This window comes from Roseateles sp. GW821-FHT03B02, assembly GCF_059421025.1.
Window position 1 is genome coordinate 203,606 of record NZ_JBWKUV010000009.1, and the last position, 17,965, is coordinate 221,570.

Annotated in this window: 20 protein-coding genes; 11 read left to right on the plus strand and 9 right to left on the minus strand. The window is 68.6% G+C overall.

From position 1 onward, the window contains the following. Positions 1–16: 16 nt before the first annotated feature. Both crcB and AC07VX_RS22170 read right to left on the minus strand, forming a co-directional pair. Entirely contained in the window at positions 17–373 is a 357-nt protein-coding gene (gene crcB / locus AC07VX_RS22165) for a fluoride efflux transporter CrcB (RefSeq protein WP_493167210.1), read from the minus strand. A 5-nt stretch (positions 374–378) separates the two neighbouring features. Continuing rightward, entirely contained in the window at positions 379–852 is a 474-nt protein-coding gene (locus AC07VX_RS22170; RefSeq protein WP_493167211.1) for a molybdenum cofactor biosynthesis protein MoaE, read from the minus strand. 113 nt (positions 853–965) lie between these two features. On the opposite strand from AC07VX_RS22170, the gene AC07VX_RS22175 reads away from it, so the two are divergent. From AC07VX_RS22175 to AC07VX_RS22205, 7 genes are all read left to right on the plus strand, one after another. Continuing rightward, positions 966–1,997, plus strand: a complete 1,032-nt coding sequence (locus tag AC07VX_RS22175; protein WP_493167212.1) for an SPFH domain-containing protein — start codon at positions 966–968, stop codon at positions 1,995–1,997. Next, on the plus strand, positions 1,990–3,573 hold the full coding sequence (locus AC07VX_RS22180) for a DUF4178 domain-containing protein (protein ID WP_493167213.1): 1,584 nt from the start codon (positions 1,990–1,992) through the stop codon (positions 3,571–3,573). Before AC07VX_RS22175 ends, AC07VX_RS22180 begins: the two co-directional genes overlap by 8 nt. Before the next feature lie 15 nt (positions 3,574–3,588). Further along, positions 3,589–3,810: a DUF350 domain-containing protein gene (locus AC07VX_RS22185; protein ID WP_493167214.1), complete on the plus strand. Its 222-nt coding sequence runs from the start codon at positions 3,589–3,591 to the stop codon at positions 3,808–3,810. A gap of 108 nt (positions 3,811–3,918) precedes the next feature. Then, on the plus strand, positions 3,919–4,269 hold the full coding sequence (locus AC07VX_RS22190; RefSeq protein WP_493167215.1) for a YciI family protein: 351 nt from the start codon (positions 3,919–3,921) through the stop codon (positions 4,267–4,269). 68 nt (positions 4,270–4,337) lie between these two features. After that, the gene (locus tag AC07VX_RS22195; protein ID WP_493167216.1) at positions 4,338–5,285 is read left to right on the plus strand and encodes a TolB family protein; all 948 of its coding nucleotides are present in this window, start codon (positions 4,338–4,340) and stop codon (positions 5,283–5,285) included. Beyond that, entirely contained in the window at positions 5,282–6,838 is a 1,557-nt protein-coding gene (locus tag AC07VX_RS22200; protein ID WP_493167217.1) for a polyamine aminopropyltransferase, read from the plus strand. The genes AC07VX_RS22195 and AC07VX_RS22200 overlap by 4 nt, the downstream gene beginning before the upstream one ends. Beyond that, entirely contained in the window at positions 6,820–8,379 is a 1,560-nt protein-coding gene (locus AC07VX_RS22205; protein ID WP_493167218.1) for a flavin monoamine oxidase family protein, read from the plus strand. The genes AC07VX_RS22200 and AC07VX_RS22205 overlap by 19 nt, the downstream gene beginning before the upstream one ends. On the opposite strand, the gene speD is transcribed toward AC07VX_RS22205, so the two are convergent. Genes speD through AC07VX_RS22235 form a run of 6 tightly spaced genes read right to left on the minus strand, consistent with a single transcriptional unit; the run spans position 8,369 to position 14,152 of the window. Beyond that, complete coding sequence (speD, locus tag AC07VX_RS22210; RefSeq protein WP_493167219.1) at positions 8,369–8,734, minus strand: adenosylmethionine decarboxylase; 366 nt, start codon at positions 8,732–8,734, stop codon at positions 8,369–8,371. The genes AC07VX_RS22205 and speD overlap by 11 nt on opposite strands. Next, a complete protein-coding gene (moaD, locus tag AC07VX_RS22215) occupies positions 8,731–8,991 on the minus strand; it encodes a molybdopterin converting factor subunit 1 (protein ID WP_493167220.1) in 261 nt (86 codons plus the stop codon). Before moaD ends, speD begins: the two co-directional genes overlap by 4 nt. Continuing rightward, positions 8,988–10,202 carry a molybdopterin molybdotransferase MoeA gene (locus tag AC07VX_RS22220; RefSeq protein WP_493167221.1) on the minus strand — a complete coding sequence of 405 codons (1,215 nt, stop codon included), beginning with the start codon at positions 10,200–10,202 and terminating at the stop codon, positions 8,988–8,990. The genes moaD and AC07VX_RS22220 overlap by 4 nt, the downstream gene beginning before the upstream one ends. Beyond that, complete coding sequence (gene thrC / locus AC07VX_RS22225; protein ID WP_493167222.1) at positions 10,195–11,586, minus strand: threonine synthase; 1,392 nt, start codon at positions 11,584–11,586, stop codon at positions 10,195–10,197. The genes AC07VX_RS22220 and thrC overlap by 8 nt, the downstream gene beginning before the upstream one ends. Next, the gene (locus tag AC07VX_RS22230) at positions 11,583–12,902 is read right to left on the minus strand and encodes a homoserine dehydrogenase (RefSeq protein WP_493167223.1); all 1,320 of its coding nucleotides are present in this window, start codon (positions 12,900–12,902) and stop codon (positions 11,583–11,585) included. The genes thrC and AC07VX_RS22230 overlap by 4 nt, the downstream gene beginning before the upstream one ends. A 23-nt stretch (positions 12,903–12,925) precedes the next feature. After that, a complete protein-coding gene (locus AC07VX_RS22235; protein WP_493167224.1) occupies positions 12,926–14,152 on the minus strand; it encodes a pyridoxal phosphate-dependent aminotransferase in 1,227 nt (408 codons plus the stop codon). A gap of 131 nt (positions 14,153–14,283) precedes the next feature. Between AC07VX_RS22235 and AC07VX_RS22240 the strand changes: the two genes are divergently transcribed. The 4 genes from AC07VX_RS22240 to AC07VX_RS22255 all read left to right on the plus strand — a co-directional run bounded on the left by AC07VX_RS22240 (position 14,284) and on the right by AC07VX_RS22255 (position 17,442). Continuing rightward, complete coding sequence (locus AC07VX_RS22240) at positions 14,284–14,658, plus strand: Mth938-like domain-containing protein (RefSeq protein WP_493167225.1); 375 nt, start codon at positions 14,284–14,286, stop codon at positions 14,656–14,658. Positions 14,659–14,789: 131 nt separating this feature from the next. Further along, positions 14,790–15,269 (plus strand): peroxiredoxin, encoded by a 480-nt coding sequence (locus tag AC07VX_RS22245; RefSeq protein ID WP_493167226.1) that lies wholly within the window; start codon positions 14,790–14,792, stop codon positions 15,267–15,269. 176 nt (positions 15,270–15,445) lie between these two features. Then, positions 15,446–17,122 (plus strand): PhoH family protein, encoded by a 1,677-nt coding sequence (locus tag AC07VX_RS22250; RefSeq protein ID WP_493167227.1) that lies wholly within the window; start codon positions 15,446–15,448, stop codon positions 17,120–17,122. 17 nt (positions 17,123–17,139) lie between these two features. Continuing rightward, entirely contained in the window at positions 17,140–17,442 is a 303-nt protein-coding gene (locus tag AC07VX_RS22255; protein ID WP_493167228.1) for a high-potential iron-sulfur protein, read from the plus strand. On the opposite strand, the gene AC07VX_RS22260 is transcribed toward AC07VX_RS22255, so the two are convergent. Beyond that, positions 17,439–17,873 carry a YidB family protein gene (locus AC07VX_RS22260; RefSeq protein WP_493167229.1) on the minus strand — a complete coding sequence of 145 codons (435 nt, stop codon included), beginning with the start codon at positions 17,871–17,873 and terminating at the stop codon, positions 17,439–17,441. The two genes, AC07VX_RS22255 and AC07VX_RS22260, sit on opposite strands and share 4 nt — an antisense overlap. Between the last annotated feature and the right edge of the window lie 92 nt (positions 17,874–17,965).

Sequence of the window (17,965 nt, forward strand, 5' to 3'; positions counted from 1 at the left end):
CGCTTTTCAAGTTGCCTTAGATCAAGGCCTGAACGAGTTTCATGCCCACCCACGCGGCGAACAGCGACCCCACGACGTGAGCCAGGGTGTGGGCCAGCGCCATGCCCAGCTCGCCATGCTTCAACAGCGCCAGGGACTCGCCCGAGAAGGCTGAAAACGTCGTCAGCCCGCCCAGGAAGCCGGTCACCAGCAGCAGCTTCAGCAACTCGTTTGGCTGGCGGCCGAACCATTCCAGCGCCATGCCGATGAGCAGGCCACCCACCAGGTTGACCAGCAGCGTGCCGAGCGGAAAACCCGCCCAGCGGGTGTTGAACATGAGGCCAGCCTGCCAGCGCGCCAGCGCGCCCAGCGCGGCGCCGATCGAAACGGCCATGGCATTCAAACCGCGTTCCCCCCCGCGATGCCCCAGCGCGCCAGTGCCTCGTCGTCCGCCACCCGGGCGTCCACCCAGTGGGCGCCGTCGGGCGTGTGCTCCTTCTTCCAGAACGGCGCCTGGGTCTTCAGGTAGTCCATCAGGAATTCGCAAGCCTGGAAGGCCTGTCCCCGGTGGGCGCTGCTGACCAGCACCAGAACGATCTGATCGCATGCCTGCAGCGTGCCGACGCGGTGGATGACCTTGGCCGCCCGGATGTCAAAGCGGGCAAAGGCCTCGTCCACCATGGCCTCGATAGCCGCCTCAGTCATGCCGGGGTAGTGCTCCAGCTCCATGGCCGACACGGCGGCGCCGCTGCCGTGCTCGCGCACGGTGCCGACGAAGGCGACGACCGCGCCGACGCCGCCATCCCCCGCTCGCAGGGAGGCTGCCTCTGCTGAAAGGTCAAAGTCACCGGACTGGATGCAAACTCTTGCCATGTCACGGATTCTCACCTTCGCGCGCGGTGAGATTCACCTGTTTGGGCGTTGAAGTCTTCTGCCGCCGCCGGATACTCGTCGTCATTTCCCATTTACCGCACGCAGGAACCAACATGGCCCTGATGGATTTCATCAAGAAACAGTTCATAGACATCATCCAGTGGACGGAGGATGGCGATGGTGTGCTGGCCTGGCGCTTCCCGATGTCCGGCATGGAAATCCAGAATGGCGGCCAGCTGGTGGTGCGCGAATCCCAGGTCGCCGTCTTCGTCAACGAAGGTCAGGTCGCCGACGTCTTCGGCCCCGGCACCCACAAGCTCACCACGCAGACGCTGCCGGTGCTGACCTACCTGAAGAACTGGGACAAGCTGTTCGAGTCGCCGTTCAAGAGCGACGTCTACTTCTTCAGCACCCGCCAGCAGATCGACCAGCGCTGGGGCACCAGCCAGCCGGTGGCCATCCGCGACAAGGACTTCGGCGCCGTGCGCCTGCGCGCCTTCGGCAACTACGCGTACCGCATCCAGGACCCCAAGACCTTCCACAGCCAGATCTCCGGCACGCGCGAGCGCTACACGGTGCAGGACCTGGAAGGCCAGTTGCGCGGCACCATGCTGCAGCACATCAGCGACGCCGTGGCCAGCAGCGGTACGCCCTTCCTGGACCTGGCCGCCAACCAGGTCGAGTTCGCTGCCGCCTTGAAGAACGCCACCGCGCCGGCCTTCGCTGCGCTGGGCCTGGAACTGCTGTCGGTGACGATGCAGAACGTCTCCCTGCCGGAGGAACTGCAGAAGATCCTCGACCAGCGCATCGGCATGGGCATCATCGGCCAGAACATGGGCCAGTTCATGCAGTACCAGGCCGCGCAGGCGCTGCCCGAGATGGCCAAGGGCGCAGCAGGTGGCGGCAGCGGCATCGCCGGCGAGGCCATCGGCCTGGGCGCCGGCGTGGCGCTGGGCCAGACGCTGGCGCAGACGCTGGGCCAGGGCCTGGCCGGCGTCGGCACCGCGGCGCCCGCGCCGGCGGCCAGCAAGCCGGAAGACATCGTCTCGCTGCTGGAAAAGCTCGGCGACCTCAAGGCCAAGGGCATCCTGACCGACGAGGAATTCGCCGCCAAGAAGGCCGACCTCCTCAAGAAACTTGGCTGAACAAGCCCAGCGTCGCTGGCGGGCGGCCTGCCCGAATTGCGGCGCGCCCGTCGAGTTCGCGAGCGCCGCGTCGGCGAGCGCCGTCTGCGGCTTCTGCCGCAGCACGCTGCTGCGCGACGGCGAGACGCTGAGCCAGATCGGCAAGAGCGCCGAGATCTTCGAGGACTACTCGCCGCTGCAGCTCGGCGCCAGCGGGCGCTGGTCGGGCCGCGGCTTTGCCGTCGTGGGCCGCGTGCAGCGCGGCTCGGAGCTGGGCAACTGGAACGAGTGGCATCTGCTCTTCGACGCCGGCGGCGACACGCCCCGCGTGGCCTGGCTCAGCGAGGACAACGGCCAGTTCGTCCTCAGCCTGGAGGCGCCGCTCGCCGAAACGCCGCCGCCGACGCTGCAGGTCGGCCTGCCGCTGACGCTGGGCGGCCAGCGCTGGCAGGTGGCCGCCATCGTCGAAGCTGCCGTCCGCGCGGCCGAGGGCGAGCTGCCGCGCGTGCCGCGCGCGGGCCGCGTCGTCGAGCTGCGCAACGCCCAGGACGAGGTCGGCACGCTGGAATTCCGCGAGGACGGCCCGCCGGTCTGGTCCGTCGGCCGCAGCGTGCCGCTGGCCGACCTGGCCCTGCAGGGCCTGCGAACGACGGCCGAGGGCGAGTCCGTTGCCGAGGCGAAGTTCAAGGGCAGATCCATCGCCTGCCCCAGCTGCGGCGCGCCGTTGGAACCCAAGCTCGCGCAGACCAGGAGTATGGTCTGCGCCCAGTGCAATGCCGTGGTGGACCTGCCCGAAGGCGACGCCAAGGCGCTGGGCTTCACGCCGCAGGACCGTGGCCTGCCGCCGCTGATCCCGCTGGGCCGCACCGGCACGCTGGGTGTCGACGGCAAGCCCGAGGCCTGGACCGTGGTCGGCTACCAGGAGCGCTGCGACATCCCCGAGGACGCCGACGACGAGCAGAGCTACTGGCGCGAATACCTGCTCTACAACCGGCTGGCAGGCTTCGCCTTCCTCGTCGACACGCGCGAGGGCTGGAGCTTGGTGCGCACGCTGACCGGTGCGCCCACCCAGACCCGCGGCGGTGTCGGCTGGCAGGGCCGCGACTACACGCAACGCTGGGTCTACGGTGCCAAGACCACCCACGTGCTGGGCGAGTTCTACTGGCCCGTGAGGCTGGACGACCGCGTCCAGGTCACCGACTACGTCACCCGCGATGGCCAGCATCTGCTGAGCCGCGAGCAACAAGGCCCCGAGATCACCTGGAGCGGCGGCAGCCCGCTGCCGGCCGAGGCCGTGAAGAACGCCTTCGGCCTGACGGCGCCGGACGTGCAGTTCACGCGCGACGCCTCCGCGTTCAAGGACAACAGCGGCAAGCTGCTGCGCAACATCATCATCGGCCTGTTCCTCATCGTGCTGCTGTTCGCGCTGCTGCGCGCCTGCTCCAGCGACGACTGCCAGAGATACAAGGACAGCTTCGGCGAGAACAGCAACGAGTACCGCCAGTGCCGCGCCAACGCGCGCGGCAGCGGCGTCTACACCGGCAGCAGCGGCGGCAGCTGGGGCGGCTACAGCAGCGGTGGCGGTGGCCACAAGTAAGAAGGAGCAATCAACATGACCCTCGACTGGCTCAAACCCGAAGTCATCCTCGGCTCGACGATGTACGCCGTTATCGGCGTCGTCATCTTCTGGGTCTCCTTCGTCATCGTCGACAAGATCACGCCCTACAAACTGTGGGAAGAACTCGTCGAGCACAAGAACGTGGCGCTGGCCATCGTGGTCGGCGCAATGTGCCTGTCCATCGGCAACATCGTCGCGGCCGCCATCCACGGCTGAGGCCGGCCATCGGACGGTAGAGCCGTCCTTCCCTGCCTGCACGCGGCCCGTCGCTGCGGGCGCCACCGCATACATGATGCGCTGGCACGAGGCCATGGGCACAGCTTGATGACGACACCACCGCACGACTTCGCCGCGCTGACCGGCAACGCCCACGAGGACTGGACGTTGTTCGCCATCCGTTTCCACGACAAGCCCGGTGCGGGCGAGCTTCGCAGGCAGTTGCTGCAGGCCCACCTCGAGTGGGCTGCGACCAACGCCGGGATGGTGCGCGCCATCGGCTCGCTGCGCGAGTCGCCCGGGGCGACGCCCGTGGGCGGGTTGTGGGTTGTGCGGGCGCCCGACAAGGCCGCCGTCGAGGCCCTGATCGCCACCGACCCGTTCACGACCGGCGGCCTGCGCGCCGGCTGGGACATCTTCTACTGGAGCAAGGCCCTGCCCCAGCCGGTGTCTTTCTAGCCGCGCTGTCGAGCGCCGGCCCGGCCCCGGGCCCTAGACTGCCCGCCTCGCCACACCCTGCCCCTGCCATGCCGACGCGCCGACTCGCCCTGCAAGCCCTGCTCGCCACCACGGCGCTGCCAAAGCCCGCGCTGGCTGCCGACGCCAGGCCCGACGTGAACGTGTTCCTGGCGCGGCTGGAGCTGGCCGCGGGCCGGCTCGACGAAGTGCGCAACATCACGCCAGGCAAGGGCGCCAACTTCCAGCCGGCCTTCACCGGCGACGGCGGCGCCGTGCTGTTCGCGTCCGACCGCTCGGGCAGCAACAACATCCACCGCCACGACCTCGCCAGCGGCCGGACGACGGCGGTGACGAGCACCCCAAACAACCTCTACTCGCCCACGCCGCTGCCGGATGGCAGCGGCTTCTCGGCCATCCGCGTCGTGGACGCCGACCCGGCCTACGGCATCGAGAGCAAACAGCCGTCGCTGTGGCGATTCGGCTGGGATGGCAGGGAAGTCGGCCCGGTCGTGCCGGTGATGCGCGTCGGCTACCACGCATGGGTCGACGAGCAGCGCCTGGCCCTCTTCATCGTCGACGACGTGGCGGAGCGCAACGCCCACAAGGCCGTGCTGTTCAACCGCGCCACCGGCAAAGCCACGCCGCTGACCGACAAGCCCGGCCGGTCGCTGGGCCGCACGCCCGACGGCAGACGCGCCCTGTTCGTGGACCAGACCGACCCGGCGCACTGGCGCATCTGCGCATTCGGTGACGGCGATGCCGCGCCGCTGGTGCGGGTCGAGACCCCGGTCGGCCCCGAAGGCGAGAGGGACCCCAACCGCAGCCAGTATTTCGTGAGCCTGCCCGACGGCTCGATGCTGATGGCGCACGGCACGCTGCTGCTGCGCTGGGACGGCAAGCCCGGCGGCAGCTTCGAGCCCTTCGCCGATCTGCCGGAGGTTGGTGGTGCCATCCGCAATATCGCCGCCAGCCCCGACGGCAAGCACCTGGCCTTCTCGGTGCTGCTCAAGCCGTGACGGAGCAGCCGTCCAACGCCCGCGCCTCGCTGGCCGAGCTGCTGCTGCTCGCCAGCGTCTTCGTCATCGCCGCCTGCGGCCTGGTCTACGAGCTGGCGGCCGGCGCGCTGGCCAGCTATCTGCTCGGCGACTCGGTGCTGCAGTTCTCCACCGTCATCGGCGTCTATCTGTTCGCGATGGGCCTGGGCTCGTGGCTGTCGCGCTTCGTCGAGCGCCAGCTGGTGGGCGTCTTCCTGCAGGTGGAGCTGCTGGTGGGCGTCATTGGCGGCTTGATGCCGGCGGCGCTGTTCGCCGTGCACAGCCTGCTGCCGCCCGGCGAGGCGGCGCCGTTTCGCGTGCTGTTGTATGCGCTGGTGCTGCTGGTGGGCACGCTGGTCGGGTTGGAGATCCCGCTGGTCATGCGCATCCTGAAGCGCCACTTCAGCGCTCGCTACGGCTTGAAGGACCTGGTCTCCCAGGTGCTGACCTTCGACTACCTCGGCGCCCTGCTCGTAGCCCTGGCCTTCCCGCTCGTGCTGGTGCCCCACCTGGGCCTGGTGCGCACCGGCGTCGCCTTCGGGCTGCTGAACGTGGCCGTCGCCGCATGGGCGCTGTGGCTGTTCCGCGCCGATCTGCGCGGCCGCAACGCCCACACCGCCGCCTGCGCGCTGTCGGCCGGGCTGCTGCTGGCGGCCATGGCCGGCGCCGAGCAGCTGACGACCTGGGCGGAGGATCGCTTCTACGGCGAGCACATCGTCTTCAAGCAGAGCAGCGCCTACCAGCGCATCGTCGTCACTGACGGCCAGGCCGGCACGCGGCTGTTCCTGAGCGGCAATCTGCAGTTCCATTCCAAGGACGAGTACCGCTATCACGAGGCCCTGGTGCAGCCCGCGATGGCCGCGCACGGCGCCCCGAAGCGCGTGCTGGTGCTGGGCGGTGGCGACGGCATGGCCGTGCGCGAGATCCTCAGGTACCCGAGCGTCGAGCAGGTCACGCTCGTTGAGCTGGATCCGCTGATGACGACGCTGTTCCGCGACACACCCAAGCTCGCCGCGCTGAACGGCCACTCGCTGTCTTCACCCAAGCTGCGCATCGTCAATGCCGACGCCTTTGGCTGGCTGGAGCAGCAGAAGGACGTCTTCGACGTTATCGTCATCGACTTCCCCGACCCCTCCAACTTCGCGCTCGGCAAGCTCTACACGGCTAGTTTCTACGAGCTGGTCGACCAGCATCTCAGCGCCTCCGGCTACGCCGTCGTGCAGACCACCTCGCCGCTGATCGCGCGGCGCAGCTTCTGGACCGTCGTCACCACCATCGAGGCCGCTGGCCTCACCGCCACGCCCTACCACGCCCATGTGCCTAGCTTCGGCGAATGGGGCTTTGTGCTGGCGTCGCGGCGACCGTTCCGCATGCCCACCCGGTTCCCCGGCGGCCTCCGCTTCGTCAGCGCCGCCAGCCTGCCCGCCCTGCTGGACTTCCCGCCCGACATGGCTCGCGTGCCAACCGAGGTCAATCGGCTGTCCAACCAGGTGCTGGTGCAGGAGTTCGAGGCGGAATGGGGACGGGTGCATTGAAGCGGCGCGAGCTGCTGCTGGCCGGCCTGGCGACGGCGGGTTGCACGCCCGGCGCACCGGCGCTGCAGGGCGGCTGGGTCGGCATGCATCCCGAGCGCGGCCATCGGCTGCGCGGCGAGCTGCCGATGGCCGGCGGGCCGGCAAGGAAGGCCGGCGTCGTCATCGTCGGCGCCGGCATTGCCGGCCTGGCCTGCGCGCGGGCGCTGGCCAGGCGCGGCGTGGACGACGTCGCCCTGCTCGACCTCGAAGACCAGGCCGGCGGCAACTCCCGCGGCCACCGCCTGGCCGGCTCGCCCTGCCCGCTGGGCGCCCACTATCTGCCCTTGCCCGGCGAGCAGGCGCACGAGGTCAGCGAGCTGCTGCACGAACTGGGCCTCGCCCGCTCCCACCTCGGCCGCACCGAGTGGGACGAGCGTCAGCTCTGCCACAGCCCGCAGGAGCGCCTCTTCATCGACGGGGAATGGCACGAGGGCCTGCTGCCGCCGCCGGACGGCGCAGCCGCGCTGGTCCAGTACCGCCGCTTCTCGACCCTCGTCACCCAGGCGCAGCGCGAGATGGGCTTTGCGATGCCCAGCCGCCGTGCGCAATGGACCCCAGGCCATGAGGCGCTGGATGCCCAGACCTTTGCTGCCTTGCTGGACCGCGAGGGTTTGAACAACAGCCGCCTGCGCTGGTACCTCGACTACTGCTGCCGCGACGACTTCGGCGCGGGGGCCGACACCGTCTCGGCCTGGGCCGGCCTGCACTATTTCGCCAGCCGCCATGGCTTCCACGCGCCGGGCGACGAAACCGCCGAGCGCGAGCCGGTGCTCACCTGGCCCGAAGGCAATGGCTGGCTCAGCGCGCGCATGGCCGAGCCGCTTCGCGAGCGCATCCACCTGGGCCGCACGGTGCTGCGCGTGACCGAGCAGCGCCAGGGCGTGGAGCTGCTGGCCTGGAACGACGCCGCGGGCGCGCCCGAGCGCTGGGCCGCGCGGGCCGTCGTCATGGCCACGCCGCTGTTCGTGTCGGCGCGGCTGCTGGCGGCGCCGCCCGCTGCGCTGCGCTCTTTGAAGCAGAGACACGCGCCGTGGCTGACGGCCAATCTCCTGCTGCGCGAGCCGCTGCTGGACCGCGCGGGCGCGCCGCCGTCCTGGGACAACGTGCGCTACGGTTCGACGGCGCTGGGCTATGTCGACGCCCGCCACCAGTCGCTGGACCCCACGCCGCAGCCGCCGCTGCTGACGGCCTATCTCGCGCTGCCCGAAAACAGCCGCGGCGAGCTGCTGTCCCGGCCCTGGCAGCACTGGGCCCAGGTCGTCAGCGCCGAACTCGCGGCGACGCATCCCGATTTGCCCGCCAAGCTCGACCGCATCGACCTCTGCCGCTTCGGCCACGCGATGAGCATCCCCGCGCCGGGCCTGCGCGGATCGACCGAGCTGGCCGCACTGGATGCCCAGCGCGGCCGCATCGTCTTCGCGCACAGCGACTTGGGCGGCTATTCGGTGTTCGAGGAGGCCTACACGGCCGGCGTCGAAGCCGCGGCGCGGCTCAGCCTCTGAGCAGCTGCTGGCGGCTGACTTCGGTGGGCTCGAAGACGCGGATCAGCGCGTCGAGCAAGGTCCTGGCCTTGTCGCTGTTGTCGCCGCCGTAGTTGCAGACATAGACGTCCAGCGTCACCGCGCCCAGCTCGGGCCAGGTGTGCACGGCCAGGTGGGACTCGGCCAGCAGCACGACGCCGGTGATGCCGCTCTGTCCGTCGGCCGGGCCGAAGCGGTGCATTAGCTCGGCCACACCGGTCAGCCCCGCCGTTTGCACCGCTGCCTGGCAGGCGGCGGTGAGCCGCGTGGTGTTCGTCATCAACGCCAGCGCCGGGTTCACGCCGCGCAAGTCGGCGGTCAGGTGCAGGCCGTTCATCCGCCGGTCACGGGCGGGAAGAAGGCGAGCTCGTCGCCGTCGGCCAGCACGGCGGACTCGGGCACCATCTTCTGGTTCAGCGCCGCGCGCACGGCGCGGCCACGGGCCAGGGCCTCGGCATGCACGCCACCGCGCGCCTGCAGCGCTTCGCGCGCCGCGCCGACCGTGCTGCCTGCCGGCAGCGGGAGCGCCTCGCCCTCGCCCAGCTTCTCGCGCAGCGAGGCGAAGAAGCGCAGCTTGACGGTGATCGTCGTCATGCGAGCAACTCCGAGAAGGGGATGAAGCGCACCGGCTCGCCCTTGGCGAAGGCCTGGCCGGCCGGGTTGTCGAGCAGGCCGTCGGCCCAGAAGGCCGAGGTCAGCACGCCGCTGCTCTGGTTGCCGAACATCGCCAGCCCGTGTTCCTCGTCCAGGCGCACGCGCAGGAACTCGCGGCGCTTGTCGGGCTTCGGCCAGTCGAAACCGGCGGCGATGCGGTAGCCGCGCGGGGCCAGGCGTGCCGCGCCCTGCAGCTTGAGCAGGAAGGGCCGCACCAGCACCAGGAAGGTCACGAGGCTGGACACCGGATTGCCGGGCAGGCCGATGAAGTGGGCAGCCCCCACGTGGCCATACGCGAACGGCTTGCCCGGCTTGATGGCGATGGCCCACAGGTCCAGCCGGCCCTCGGCCTGCACGGCGGGGCGCAGATGGTCTTCCTCGCCCACCGACACGCCGCCAGAGGTCAGGATGACGTCGGCCCTAGCCGCCGCCTCGCGCAGCGCGGCACGGGTGGCCTCCAGCTTGTCGGGCACGATGCCGAGGTCGATGACCTCGCAGCCCAGGCCTTCGAGCAGCGCCCGCAGCGTGAAACGGTTGGAGTTGTAGATGGCGCCCGGCGGCAGTGGCTGGCCGGGCATGACGAGTTCGTCGCCGGTGGAGAACAGGGCCACGCGCGGGCGGCGCGTCACGGTCAGCTCGGCCGCACCGGCCGTGGCCGCGAGGCCCAGGGCCACGGCATCCAGCCGCGTGCCGGCGGGCAGCACCACCGAGCCCGTGCGCAGGTCTTCACCGCGCAGCCGCACATGCTGGCCGGGCGTGACGGGCTGGCTCACACGCACGCAGCCATCGGCGATTTCGGTGTGTTCCTGCATCACCACCGTGTCTGCACCCGGTGGAACCTGGGCGCCGGTGAAGATGCGCGCGGCTTCGCCGGCGGCCAGCGGCTGGGGCACGCTGCCGGCCGGGATGCGCTGCTTGACCGGCAACGCGGCGCCGACGTCCTCGGCGCGCAGCGCGTAGCCGTCCATGGCCGAGTTGTCGGCCGGCGGCACGTCCACGGGCGAGATGAGGTCCGCCGCCAGCACCCGGCCGCGAGCGGCCGTGGTGGGCAGGATCTCGCGCTCGGCGAGAGGCTGGATCTGCGCCAGCAGCGTGGCCAGCGCGTCGTCCAGCGGGGTCAGTGCAGGTTTTGTTTTCGGTGCTTCAGACATGGGCGTGAATGTAGGCCTTCACCTGGCCCACATCGGCCGGCATGACCTTCACACGCTTGGGGAGTTGCTCGATGCCTTCCAGGTTCGCCGGCCGCGGCGGCTCGGTGCCCAGCGCTTCGACGATGGTGGCGGCGAACTTGGCCGGCAGGGCCGTCTCCAGCACCAGCATGGTGACGTTGGGGTCGCGCTTCTCCAGCGCCACCTTGAGGCCGTCGGCCGTGTGCGGGTCGATGACGACGCCGTGCTCGGCATGGCAGCTGCGGATGGTGGCCACGCGGTCGGCATGCGTGCTGCGGCCGGAGACGAAGCCGAAGCCGGCGATCTCGGCATGCTCGCCGGCCGTCAGCTCGAAGGACGGCGCGGTGAAGCACTGCTTCACGCGGGCGCCGTCACGGCCCAGCAGGTCGAAGACGAAGCGCTCGAAGTTGCTGGCCTTGGAGATGTCCATGGAGGGACTGGACGTCTCGTGCGTGTCGGCCGTGCCGCGCGGACGGTAGGCGCCGGTGCGGAAGAACTCGTCGAGCACGTCGTTCTCGTTGGTGGCCACCACCAGCTTGGCAATCGGCAGGCCCATCTGGCGCGCCACATGCCCGGCGCAGACGTTGCCGAAGTTGCCGGACGGCACCGTGAAGCTGACCTTCTCGGCGTTGCTCTTGGTGGCCTGGAAGTAGCCGGCGAAGTAGTAGACGACCTGGGCCAGCAGCCGCGCCCAGTTGATGGAGTTGACCGTGCCGATGCGGTGCTCGCGCTTGAAGGCGAGGTCGTTGGACACGGCCTTGACAATGTCCTGGCAGTCGTCGAACACGCCGTCGATGGCGATGTTGTGGATGTTGGCGTCCTGCAGGCTGAACATCTGGGCCTGCTGGAAGGGGCTCATGCGGCCGTTGGGGCTGAGCATGAAGACCGAGACGCCCTTCTTGCCGCGCATGGCGTACTCGGCGGCGCTGCCGGTGTCGCCCGAGGTGGCGCCCAAGATGTTCAGCGTCTCGCTGCGGCGGCCGAGTTCGTACTCGAACAGCGCGCCCAGCAGCTGCATGGCCATGTCCTTGAAGGCCAGGGTCGGGCCGTTGGACAGACCTTGCAGCGCGATGTGCTCGCCCAGCCAGGTCAGCGGCGTGATTTGCTCCGTGCCGAAAACCTCGGCCGTGTAGATCTTGCGCGTGATGGCGCGCAGGTCGTCGGCGGGAATGTCGTCGATGTAAAGCGACAGGATCTCGAAGGCCAGGTCGGCGTAGGCCAGGCCGCGCCAGCGCGTGAGCGTGGCGTCGTCGACCTTGGGATAGGTCTTGGGCAGGTAGAGGCCGCCATCGGGCGCCAGGCCTTCGAGCAGGATGTCGGAGAAGCCGCGCTCGGTCTGGTCGCCGCGGGTGGAGATGTACTTCACGCGAGTTCTTCCTTGCGGATGCGGACGATGGGCGCGAGGACCGTGGGCAGGCCCTGCATCTTGGCCAGGGCCTCGTTCATGCGGCCCTCGACGGTGTCGTGCGTCAGGATGATGAGGTCGGTCTGGCGCTCGCCCTCGGCGGATTCGCGCTGCAGCACGGCGTCGATGGAGATGTCGTGCTCGGCCAGGATGGTGGTGATGCGCGACAGCACGCCCGGCTGGTCGGCCACGACGAGGCGCAGGTAGAAGGCGGTATGCACCGCGGCCATGTCGAGGATGGGCGTGTCGCTCATCGCATCGGGCTGGAAGGCCAGGTGGGGCACGCGGTGGTCGGGGTCGGCAGTGGCCAGGCGGGTCACGTCCACCAGGTCGGCAACTACGGCCGAGGCAGTGGGTTCGGCGCCGGCGCCCTTGCCGTAGTAAAGCGTCGTGCCCACGGCGTCGGCCTGCACGACGACGGCGTTCATCGCGCCCTCGACGTTGGCGATCAGCCGGGTCGACGGAATCAGCGTGGGGTGCACGCGCAGCTCGATGCCGTTGTCGCGACGGCGCGTGATGCCCAGCAGCTTGATGCGGTAGCCAAGCTGCTCGGCGTACTTGATGTCGGTGGCCTGCAGGCTGGAGATGCCCTCGACATGGGCCTTGTCGAACTGCACCGGCACGCCGAAAGCAATGGCGCTCATCAGCGTCAGCTTGTGGGCGGCATCGACGCCTTCGATGTCGAAGGTCGGGTCGCTCTCGGCATAGCCCAGTCGCTGGGCCTCCTTGAGCACGACGCCGAAGTCCAGGCCCTTGCCGCGCATCTCCGACAGGATGAAGTTGGTGGTGCCGTTGATGATGCCGGCGATCCACTCGATGCGGTTGGCCGTCAGACCTTCGCGCAGCGCCTTGATGATGGGGATGCCGCCGGCCACGGCCGCTTCGAAGGCCACGGTGACGCCCTTCTCGCGCGCCGCCGCGAAGATCTCGCTGCCATGCAGCGCCAGCAGGGCCTTGTTGGCGGTGACGACATGCTTGCCGTTGGCAATGGCCTGCAGCACCAGCGTGCGCGCAGGCTCGATGCCGCCGATCAGCTCGACGACGATGTCGATGGCCGGGTTGTTGACGAGCTGCTGGGCGTCGCCGACGCAGGGCACGCCGTCACCCACGATGGCCTGGTAGGCCTTGGCGCGCTCGGCGTTGCGGGCGGCCACCATCGCGATCTCGATGCCCCGGCCGGCACGGCCGCGAATCTCGGCCTGGTTGCGCTGCAAGACGTGGAAGGTGCCGGCACCGACGGTGCCGAGGCCGATCAGGCCGACTTGGATGGCTTTCATTGCAGGGCTCTCGGGAACAGGGATCAGGAAGAGTGGCGCCGGCGGTAACCGGCCAGGAAACGTTCGATGCGGCCGATGGCTTCGCGCAGGTCGTCCACGTTGGGCAGGAAGACGAGACGGAAATGGTCGTGCTCGGGCCAGTTGAAGCCGGTGCCCTGGACGATGAGCACCTTCTCCTCGGCCAGCAGCTCGTAGGCGAACTGCTGGTCGTCGGCGATGGGGTAGATCTTGGGGTCCAGGCGCGGGAACATGTAGAGCGCCGCCTTCGGCTTGACGACGCTGACGCCCGGGATCTGCGTCAGCAGTTCGTAGGCCAGGTCGCGCTGATGGCACAGCCGCCCGGTGGGCGCGACGAGGTCCTTGATGCTCTGGTAGCCGCCCAGGGCCGTCTGGATGGCCAGCTGGCCCGGCGTGTTGGAGCACAACCGCAGCGAGGCCAGCATGTTCAGGCCCTCGATGTAGTCGCGGGCATGGCGCTTCTCGCCGCTGACGATCATCCAGCCGGCGCGGTAGCCGCAGCTGCGGTAGTTCTTGGACAAGCCATTGAAGGTAATGAAGAGCACGTCGTCGGCCAGGGACCCCATGCTGGTGTGGACGTTGCCGTCGTACAGCGTCTTGTCGTAGATCTCGTCGGCGAAGACGACGAGCTGGTGCTTGCGAGCCAGCTCGATGATGCCCAGCAGCAGGTCCGTCGGGTAGAGCGCGCCGGTCGGGTTGTTGGGGTTGCAGACCATGATGCCGCGGGTGCGCGGCGTGATCTTGGCCTCGATGTCGGCCAGGTCGGGCAGCCAGCCGGCGCCCTCGTCGCACAGGTAGTGCACGGGACGGCCGCCGGAGAGGCCGACGACCGCCGTGTAGAGCGGGAAGTCGGGGCTGGGGATGAGAATCTCGTCGCCGTCGTTGACCAGGGCGTTGATGGCCATCTGGATCAGCTCGGAGGCACCGTTGCCGAGGTAGACGTCGTCCACCGTGACACCCTTGATGCCCTTCTCCTGCGTGTAGTGCACCACCGCCTTGCGTGGCGCGAACAGGCCCTTGCTGTCGGTATAGCCGCCGGCGTCGCCGAGATTGCGGATCATGTCCTGCACGATCTCGTCCGGGGGCGTCAGGCCGAACACCGCCGTGTTGCCGATGTTCAGCTTGATGATCTTCTGGCCCTCTTCCTCCATCTGGCGGGCCTTGTCCAGCACCGGGCCACGGATGTCGTAGCTGACGCTGGCGAGCTTGCTGGACTTGGCGATGGGCTTCAAAGGGGGCTCCGGCGCAGCGATTGCTGCAGTGCAAGTTGGGGCAAATAGGGGATCTTGGAGTTTAAGCAAGCCCCAGGCACGCAGCTCTTCGTTCTGAGGGACACTCGCGCCCGGCTTTCTGCCCTGTTTCCATGAAGTTCCAGCTCGACGAGCCGCAAGGCGGCAACAGCATCTCCCGCCATGACGCCCAGGGCGTCTGGGTCAACGGCCGGCCGCACACGGCCAGCGTCCTCGTGCCCTGGAAGGGCGATGTCGCAGCCTGGGCGCCTTCGCACTTCGAGGAACTTGAGCCTGCGCATTTCGAAGCGATCAAGGCACTGCACCCGGAGCTGGTCGTCTTCGGCAGCGGCGCCCGGCTGCGTTTTCCGAGCCCTGCACTGTGGCGCGGGCTGGTCGAGGCACGCATCGGCTTCGAGGTCATGGACAACGCCGCCGCCTGCCGCACCTACAACGTGCTGGCCAGTGAAGGCCGCAACGTTCTGGCAGCATTGCTGATCGAGGGATGACCGGATCCGACCGGGAGGTCGGGGCGAGGCTTTATAATCACCGGCTATTGCTTGCGGGCGCCCGCGTGAAATGCTTCACAGCAGCACTCACGAACCGGGGACCCCGTGAGCCCAACTTGCCGCACCCCCCAATGACGCCTGCGCTCAACAAACCCCTGCCGGAAATTGAGGCTCAAGCCACCGGCGGCGTGAAGTTCACTGCCAACGCCTTCATGGGCAAATCGGTCGTGCTGTATTTCTATCCGAAAGACAACACACCGGGTTGTACCACCGAGGCGATGCAATTCCGCGACCGCCACAAGGACTTCGTGAAGGCCGGCGCAGTCGTGCTGGGCGTCTCGCGCGACAACATGGTCTCGCACGAGAAGTTCAAGCAGGCCCTGGAGCTGCCCTTCGAGCTGATCGCCGACACCGAGGAAAAGCTCTGCCACATGTTCGGCGTGGTCAAGAACAAGATCATGTACGGCAAGAAGGTCAAGGGCATCGAGCGCTCGACCTTCCTGATCAGCCCGACGGGCATCCTGGTCGGCGAATGGCGTGGCATCAAGGTCGCCGGGCACGTCGACGAGGTGCTCAAGGCTGTCAAGGGGCTGAAGAAGGAAGCTGCCTGAGTCCGATTCATCGGGTTCTTCCCTGACGCGGCGGCGCCCGCCGGCATGTGCATAATTAGCCCATGCCCCGGGTCGAATCCTTGTCTCAGACTTCAAAAGCCGCGCTCATCCTGCGCGGCTTTTTGCTTTCTGGGCGACGGATGTCGTGGGGCCCACCCCCTGCTGCCTAGCCGTACATGCCACTGCCCAAGCCTCCTGCACAACGCGCCAGCCGCCTCGAAGCCACCGCCTACTCGGCCAACCTGACTCCCAGCAAACCCCGCGCCGTCCCGCCCAGCGTGGCGCCGGCCGCAGCTCCCGCCACCGCCCCGGTCGCGGCCCAGACAGCCGAAGTGCTGCGCCTCCCCACCCCTGCAAGCGCCCCCGCAGCCGCCAGGCCCGGCCTGCCCGCAAAAGCCGCGACCAAGGCACCTGCCAAGGCTGCCGCCCCCAAACGCACGCGCAAGCCGGCTGAGACGCCCAAGCTCTTCGTGCTCGACACGAACGTGCTGATGCACGACCCGATGTCGCTGTTCCGCTTCGAGGAGCACGACGTCTTCCTGCCCATGATCACGCTCGAGGAGCTGGACGGACACAAGAAGGGCATGACCGAGGTCGCCCGCAACGTGCGCCAGGTCAGCCGCGAGCTGGACCAGCTCGCCGCCAGCCTGAAGACCAGCGGCATCGAGGAGATGGCCAAGGGACTGCCGCTGGCCGGCACGGGCCACCGCGAGGCCGAGGGCAAGCTCTTCTTCCAGACCGAGCTGATCGACACGCCGCTGCCCCAGGGCCTGCCCCAGGGCAAGGCAGACAACCAGATCCTGGGCGTCGTGCAGGCGCTGAAGGGCCGCCACCCGGGTCGCGAAGTGGTGCTGGTGTCCAAGGACATCAACATGCGCATCAAGGCCCGTGCGCTGGGCCTGCCGGCGGAAGACTACCGCAACGACAAGACGCTGGAAGACTCCGACCTGCTCTACACCGGCGTCCAGGCCCTGCCCGCGGACTTCTGGGAGCGGCACGGCAAGACCATGGAGAGCTGGCAGCAGGGCGGCACGACCTACTACCGCATCAGCGGGCCGCTGGTACCCACGCTGCTGATCAACGAGCTGGTCTACCTGGAGGCGCCCGGCGCCACGCCGCTGTACGCCAAGGTCACCGAGATCACCGGCAAGACGGCCGTGCTGCGCACGCTGAAGGACTACGGCAACCAGAAGCACGCCGTCTGGGGCGTCACCTCGCGCAACCGCGAGCAGAACTTCGCACTGAACCTGCTGATGGACCCAGAGTGCGACTTCATCACGCTGACCGGCACGGCCGGCACCGGCAAGACGCTGATGACGCTGGCCGCCGCACTGGCCCAGGTCTTCGATGACCGCCGCTACAGCGAGATCATCGTGACCCGCGTGACCGTGCCGGTCGGCGAGGACATCGGCTTCCTGCCCGGCACCGAGGAAGAAAAGATGGGCCCCTGGATGGGCGCACTGGACGACAACCTCGAAGTGCTGGCCAAGGGCGGTTCGTCCGCCGGCGAGTGGGGCCGCGCGGCCACCAACGACCTGGTGCGCAGCAAGATCAAGATCAAGAGTCTGAACTTCATGCGCGGGCGCACCTTCCTGAACAAGTTCGTCATCATCGACGAGGCCCAGAACCTGACACCCAAGCAGATGAAGACGCTGATCACCCGCGCCGGCCCCGGCACCAAGATCGTCTGCCTGGGCAACCTGGCGCAGATCGACACGCCCTATCTCACCGAGGGCAGTTCGGGCCTGACCTTTGCCGTGGACCGTTTCAAGGGCTGGGCTCACAGTGGTCACGTGACGCTGGCCCGCGGCGAGCGCTCGCGGCTGGCGGACTTCGCTTCCGAGGTGCTTTGATCCGGCAGGAGACACTCATGGCCCTGGTTTCACGTCGCCGTCTCCTCCAGATCGTCCCGCTGCTGGGTGCAGGCCTGGCGCACGCCCAGTCGCAGACGCTGCTGCAGGAAGACGACGACGAAGCCAAGGCCACGGGCTACCGGGCCGATGCCACCAAGGTCGACAAGGCGAAATTCCCGAAGTACGCCGCAGGGCAGACCTGCGCCAACTGCCAGTTGTACGCGCCCGACGGCAACAAGCCCTCGGGCGGCTGCGCCCTGTTCTACGGCAAGGACGTGGCGGCCAAGGGCTGGTGCAACGCCTGGGAGAAAAAGCTCTAGCGGGCGAACAGTCCGCCCAGCAGGCCCGTCAGCTCACCCAGGCCGCCCGCGCCACCAGCCGGCAACTGGCCGCCAGGCGTCAGGTGATCCACGATCTGCGGCAGCAGCTGGCTGAGCTGGCTACCCGCCTCGGCATGGGATACACCCGCCTGCTGCGCCAACTGGCCCAGCAGGCCGCCGGCACCGCCCAGCGCCGCGGTCATCTGCTCACCCGACACCGGCAGGTTGGCGCCGGTCGAGATCCAGCTCTGCACCTGACTGCCCAGGCCGCCGGCCTGCAGCTGTTGCAGCAACCCGGCCAGGCCACCCTGGACCGAGCCGTTGGCCAGCAGCCCGGCGATCAGCGCCGGCCAGTCGGCCTGGCCACCCTGCTGACCGGAACTGCCCAGGGCCTGATTGGCCGCACCCAGCACTTGATCCAGAAGTCCCATCGCGATCTCCAATGAAGTGGCTCATGGCCAGTCTACGGAAAAGGCTGACGACGCAACATGGTATCGCTATCAATCACAATGCGCACGCCACT

Excerpts from the sequence above, each read along its gene's own strand:
- AC07VX_RS22230 (WP_493167223.1), bottom strand. The coding sequence starts at position 12,902 with ATGAAAGCCATCCAAGTCGGCCTGATCGGCCTCGGCACCGTCGGTGCC.
- AC07VX_RS22190 (WP_493167215.1), top strand. The coding sequence starts at position 3,919 with ATGACGACACCACCGCACGACTTCGCCGCGCTGACCGGCAACGCCCAC.
- AC07VX_RS22220 (WP_493167221.1), bottom strand. The coding sequence starts at position 10,202 with ATGTCTGAAGCACCGAAAACAAAACCTGCACTGACCCCGCTGGACGAC.
- AC07VX_RS22175 (WP_493167212.1), top strand. The coding sequence starts at position 966 with ATGGCCCTGATGGATTTCATCAAGAAACAGTTCATAGACATCATCCAG.
- AC07VX_RS22240 (WP_493167225.1), top strand. The coding sequence starts at position 14,284 with ATGAAGTTCCAGCTCGACGAGCCGCAAGGCGGCAACAGCATCTCCCGC.
- speD (WP_493167219.1), bottom strand. The coding sequence starts at position 8,734 with ATGAACGGCCTGCACCTGACCGCCGACTTGCGCGGCGTGAACCCGGCG.
- crcB (WP_493167210.1), bottom strand. The coding sequence starts at position 373 with ATGGCCGTTTCGATCGGCGCCGCGCTGGGCGCGCTGGCGCGCTGGCAG.
- AC07VX_RS22170 (WP_493167211.1), bottom strand. The coding sequence starts at position 852 with ATGGCAAGAGTTTGCATCCAGTCCGGTGACTTTGACCTTTCAGCAGAG.
- AC07VX_RS22185 (WP_493167214.1), top strand. The coding sequence starts at position 3,589 with ATGACCCTCGACTGGCTCAAACCCGAAGTCATCCTCGGCTCGACGATG.
- moaD (WP_493167220.1), bottom strand. The coding sequence starts at position 8,991 with ATGACGACGATCACCGTCAAGCTGCGCTTCTTCGCCTCGCTGCGCGAG.
- AC07VX_RS22250 (WP_493167227.1), top strand. The coding sequence starts at position 15,446 with ATGCCACTGCCCAAGCCTCCTGCACAACGCGCCAGCCGCCTCGAAGCC.
- AC07VX_RS22245 (WP_493167226.1), top strand. The coding sequence starts at position 14,790 with ATGACGCCTGCGCTCAACAAACCCCTGCCGGAAATTGAGGCTCAAGCC.
- AC07VX_RS22205 (WP_493167218.1), top strand. The coding sequence starts at position 6,820 with ATGGGGACGGGTGCATTGAAGCGGCGCGAGCTGCTGCTGGCCGGCCTG.
- AC07VX_RS22260 (WP_493167229.1), bottom strand. The coding sequence starts at position 17,873 with ATGGGACTTCTGGATCAAGTGCTGGGTGCGGCCAATCAGGCCCTGGGC.
- AC07VX_RS22195 (WP_493167216.1), top strand. The coding sequence starts at position 4,338 with ATGCCGACGCGCCGACTCGCCCTGCAAGCCCTGCTCGCCACCACGGCG.
- AC07VX_RS22255 (WP_493167228.1), top strand. The coding sequence starts at position 17,140 with ATGGCCCTGGTTTCACGTCGCCGTCTCCTCCAGATCGTCCCGCTGCTG.